Source organism: Ectobacillus panaciterrae DSM 19096 (genome assembly GCF_000430785.1).
GTDB classification, from domain to species: Bacteria; Bacillota; Bacilli; order Bacillales; family Bacillaceae_G; genus Ectobacillus; species Ectobacillus panaciterrae.
The window spans coordinates 1-4,782 of the sequence record NZ_AUMR01000152.1 but is presented as its reverse complement, the minus strand read 5'-3'; the positions used below and the strand labels follow the sequence as shown (position 1 = coordinate 4,782).

Annotated in this window: 4 protein-coding genes; all 4 read right to left on the bottom strand. The window is 39.9% G+C overall.

Annotation, left to right across the window (positions count from 1 at the left end; all coding sequences use genetic code 11):
• The coding region (locus H540_RS35275; RefSeq protein ID WP_162144550.1) for a sodium:alanine symporter family protein at window positions 1-126 on the bottom strand (126 nt) is incomplete at its 3' end.
• Between the two features lie 471 nt (window positions 127-597).
• Window positions 598-843, bottom strand: coding sequence for a hypothetical protein (locus tag H540_RS0121490; RefSeq protein WP_028402331.1), 246 nt, complete (start codon window positions 841-843; stop codon window positions 598-600).
• A gap of 274 nt (window positions 844-1,117) precedes the next feature.
• Entirely contained in the window at window positions 1,118-2,785 is a 1,668-nt protein-coding gene (gene treC / locus H540_RS0121485; RefSeq protein WP_028402330.1) for an alpha,alpha-phosphotrehalase, read from the bottom strand.
• Between the two features lie 81 nt (window positions 2,786-2,866).
• A complete protein-coding gene (gene treP, locus H540_RS0121480; RefSeq protein WP_028402329.1) occupies window positions 2,867-4,312 on the bottom strand; it encodes a PTS system trehalose-specific EIIBC component in 1,446 nt (481 codons plus the stop codon).
• Between the last annotated feature and the right edge of the window lie 470 nt (window positions 4,313-4,782).

The following is a 4,782-nucleotide window of genomic DNA, read 5'->3' as shown; positions in this document are numbered from 1 at the left end:
TCGAACCTGTACAAATTTCAATTTAAATGTGAAATAAAGACCGCAAGCAACAAGCATAATAATTAACAATTTAGACCACAGCAAATCATTCGTTGTCCCGACTAGATCCAACAAAAATTGTTCCATATCATCACCTCGTATAAAATTAGGATACTTTATTAAAAAAATAATATACACACACTAAAAAAAAAGCTGATTCATGAATGATCCGGATAAAAACAAAATCAACCATGTGAGAAATCCTCACATGATTGATTGTATTATAAGATTGAAAATACAGCAATATGTATAAAAATTTTCTATACTTTCTATATTTTCCGTATTTTCTAACGTAAAGAAAGTGCAAACGACCTGGTCTGTGATAATAATGGTTTGAATTGAAGTTTATATTTTTAAGTAAAATATTTATGCAGTAATTGGAAAGAAAGAAGAGCTTTATATGTGCTAAGCTACTTTTTTGCTAATATCTGCATTTTGAATTATTATATAAAAATACAAAAAATAATATTCATCCCGCATCTGTGGTGCCTATATGTCAGGAAGGCGCAGTTCTTGCATGAAGAACCGCAAAATAAAAAGCATGGCGTTCCATGCTTTTCAATCCGCTCTATACACAACTCCGTTCCGTGTCTCGGCCATGAACATTGAGTCATCTGCGATAAACAGGCCATTATTGAGTCCATGGTCATTCGTATTATAAAACCATCCTTTATGCACAACCTGCGGCGATGCTTCTTTGCTCCATAGGCTGTTATACTCCTCATGAGACAATAAAACCATATCGTTGTCGTTGCCGATTATGTATGCAGGCATTCTTTCATATGAAGGATACATATTCTCCATAGTTACACCTCCCCTAACAGTTTGCCCACTTTGAATAAAAACATTCACAAAAAAGGGGAGTCATCTCTATATACAAGTGAATAAAAAAACTGTCTTTTGATAGTGGGGAGAGATCATCCAGCGACGTGCAGAAGCGGTCAAACCTTTGTAGTCGTTCATGCAAGGGTAAACCAGAGAGAAGAAGCATATCATACTCCCTTTTGGTTGCACATCGCACATGGACATGTCGAATTTATCATTCACTCATATATAGGTGACTCGCCTTTTCTTATGCTTATTTCGTAAAACGATACACAATAGACTCATACGGACGCAATGTAATTCGTTTGTAATCCGCAGGAGCATCCTCATAGTTTGCGATTAGCCTTTCGCTGTTCCATCCTTCAAAACCTGCGTTATCCGGCAATACAAACTCGGTCTCTGCATCGTAGAAGTTGTTTACGACCAGAAGCGCTTCTTCTTCCGTACGGCGCACATACGCCCAAATCTTCGGATGGTCTCCTAGAAGCAATTCATAGCTTCCGTCTGTAATCACATCGTATGTTTTACGCAATCCAATCAATTTTTTATAGTAATACAGTGTTGAATTTTGATCCTGCAGCGCTTGCTCTACATTGATTTCTGCATAGTTCGGCGCTGCTTCAATCCACGGTGTCCCTGCAGAAAAACCTGCATTGCCTGTACTATCCCACTGCATCGGCGTGCGGGAGTTATCGCGAGATTTTTGCTTAATGGCTTCCATTACCTCTTCGTGACTCATTCCCTCTTCTCGCTTCAGCTTATAAATGTTTAATGTTTCAACATCACGGTACTGCTTGATATGCTCGAAGCCCGGATTCGTCATCCCGATTTCTTCTCCCTGGTAAATGTAAGGCGTGCCCTGCAACATATGCAGTGCTGTCGCAAGCATTTTTGCAGATACATTACGATATGTGGTATCGTTCCCAAATCGGGAAACAACACGTGGCTGATCATGGTTACACCAGAAGATGGCGTTCCAGCCTCCCCCTTCATGCATACCTATCTGCCAATTTGACATGATATCCTTTAATTGCAGAAAATCAAAATCCGCTTTCTTCCATTTTTCTCCGTTCGGATAGTCCACTTTCAAATGATGAAAGCTGAATGTCATACTTAATTCATTTCGAGCTGGATTTGAATATTTAATACAGTTATCAATAGAAGTAGAAGACATTTCTCCTACTGTGATTACGTCAGTTCCTACAAATACTTCCTTGTTCATTTCCTGCAAAAACTCATGCACGCGCGGACCGTCTGTATAGAACTTTCGTCCGTCTCCTGTGGCTCCTTCTCCCGTATCGTTCAAGAATGCTTGATCTTTTGAGATAAGATTGATTACGTCTAAGCGAAATCCAGATACTCCCTTTTCCGCCCAATAGCGCATCATCTTGTATACTTCCTGACGCATCTCTTCATTTTCCCAGTTTAAATCCGCTTGCGTTTTATCAAATAAATGCAGGTAATACTGTTCCGTTGCTTCGTCATACTCCCACGCATTGCCGCCGAATTTCGACTGCCAATTTGTCGGTTCATCACGCCAGATATAAAAGTCTCGGTATGGATTATCTTTGCTTTTACGTGCTTCTTGGAACCATTTGTGCTCTGTAGAGCTGTGATTTACGACAATATCCATCATAATACCGATGTCTCGTTTTTTCGCCTCAGAAAGCAGCTGTTCAAACTCTTCCATCGTACCATAGCTCTCATCAATTGCGTAATAATCGCTCACATCATAGCCGTTATCATTTTGCGGAGATGTATATATAGGCGTCAGCCAAATATAATCGACTCCCAAAAAAGCAAGATAATCGAGCTTCTCTATAATTCCTTTTATATCTCCCGTTGCACCGCCGCGGCTGCTGCGAAAGCTTTTCGGATAAATTTGATAGACAACCTTCTTTTTCCAATCTGATTGTTTCATAACAATCCCACCTTTATAAAATAATGCAGGCCAGCTTTCACTGGCCATGTAACGCTAGCATAAGAGAATAAGCAAACAAGATTACGCGGCTTTGTCTGCAGCTTTGTCTGCCTTTCTTCTTTTAGAAAATAAGATAGTTAACACAAACGGAACGACTAGGGCGATTATCATGCCGATAAAGAATGGACCCCAATTTTTAGGAAAAATGGATAGAAATCCAGGGAGTCCACCTACACCAATGGATGAAGCTTGAACATGATTCAAAGTAATAAAGAACCCGGCGATTGCCGAACCAATCATTGCTGCATAGAATGGATAACGGTAACGGATGTTAATCCCGAACATCGCAGGTTCAGTAATGCCAAGATAAGCAGAAATTGCTGAAGTAATCGACATACTGCGCAGTTTCCCATCATCTTTCACCGCAAACATCATCGCAAGAGCTGCGGAACCTTGGGCGATATTGGATAGAGCTAAAATAGGCCATAAGAATGTCCCGTGAGTGCTTGCAATCAATTGTAAGTCAACCGCAAGGAATGTGTGGTGCATCCCGGTAATTACAAGAACAGAATAGAACGCACCGTACACAAGTCCTCCAAGCCAAGCAAAGTGATTGAACACATACATAAATACATTTGTGATTCCTTGCCCGACGGAGAAAGTAACTGGTCCAATAACAATGAAGGATAGTATGCCTGTTACTAACAAAGCGATTGGAGCGACAAGCAACAATTTAAATCCTTCCGGCACACGTTTTGCGACCCATCGTTCGGTTTTCGCTAACACAAAGGAAGAAACGAGAACTGGCAACACTTGACCTTGATAACCGATTTTCTGAACATGAAGGCCAAAAAGATTCCAATATGGAACGGCATCCTTTGCTTTAGCTGCCGCATATCCCCATGCATTTAATAAATCAGGGTGAATCAGCATAAGACCGAGTACAATACCTAACAATTCACTTCCGCCAAAACGACGTACAGCTGACCAACCTATTAATCCTGGTAAGAATACGAAGGATGTGTTTGCGATTAAATTAATAATGCTGGCAACGTCTTTCCAAGCTGGATGAACTTCGATAAAGGCTAAATCTGGATTACGATAGAAAATACCAGGGCCGCTTAAAATATTGTTGATACCCATTAAAAGGCCGGCTGTAATAATGGCTGGCAAAAGAGGAATGAAGATATCCCCAAGCGTTTTAATTAACTTTTGAAGAGGGTTTAGCTTTTCTTCAACTGCAGTTTTGACATCTTCTTTAGAAGCTCGTCCCGCTCCTGTTATATCAATAAATTCGTCATATACCTTCTCCACAATTCCAGGCCCAAGGACTACTTGAAATTGTCCGTTAGCAGAAAAAGAACCTTTTACTAAATCAATTTTTTCTAGTTCTTCTTTATTCACAACAGACTCATCTTTTAAGGCTAGACGAAGTCTTGTGACGCAGTGAGTCGCAGCCGCAACATTTTCTTTTCCCCCAATTTGCGAAAGTATATCTCTAGCAGCTTGATGATATTTATCGCTCATAGTTAATCCCCCCGTTTATTGATAACGTTTACATATATAATATAACTCGTATATATAAGTTAGTCAACACTCGTATATACGAGTTGATGGTTTTGACATAAGAAAACGTAGCACGGGAGAAACTCGTGCTTATATACAAGTGAATAAAAAACCGTCTTTTATAGTGGGGAGAGATCATCCGGCGACGTACAGAAGCGGTCAAACCTTTGGTTCATGCAAGGGTAAACCAGAGAGAAGAAGCATATCATACTCCCTTTTGGTTGCACATCGCACATGGACATGTCGAATTTATAATTCACTCATATATAGTTCTTTTATGGAAGTTTCACTTTATAATTTCATTAAAAAAAGCATACTCATCTATTGATGAGTATGCTCAGGCTGTAGAGAAAGTCTTCTCTACAGCCTTTTTTGTGTCTGAACGCCTTTTCATCTGTTCATACTGATAGAAAAGAGGAAAAGGAGCGATG

Coding starts and splice junctions, on each gene's coding strand:
- treC (WP_028402330.1), bottom strand. CDS start 2,785: ATGAAACAATCAGATTGGAAAAAGAAGGTTGTCTATCAAATTTATCCG.
- treP (WP_028402329.1), bottom strand. CDS start 4,312: ATGAGCGATAAATATCATCAAGCTGCTAGAGATATACTTTCGCAAATT.
- H540_RS0121490 (WP_028402331.1), bottom strand. CDS start 843: ATGGAGAATATGTATCCTTCATATGAAAGAATGCCTGCATACATAATC.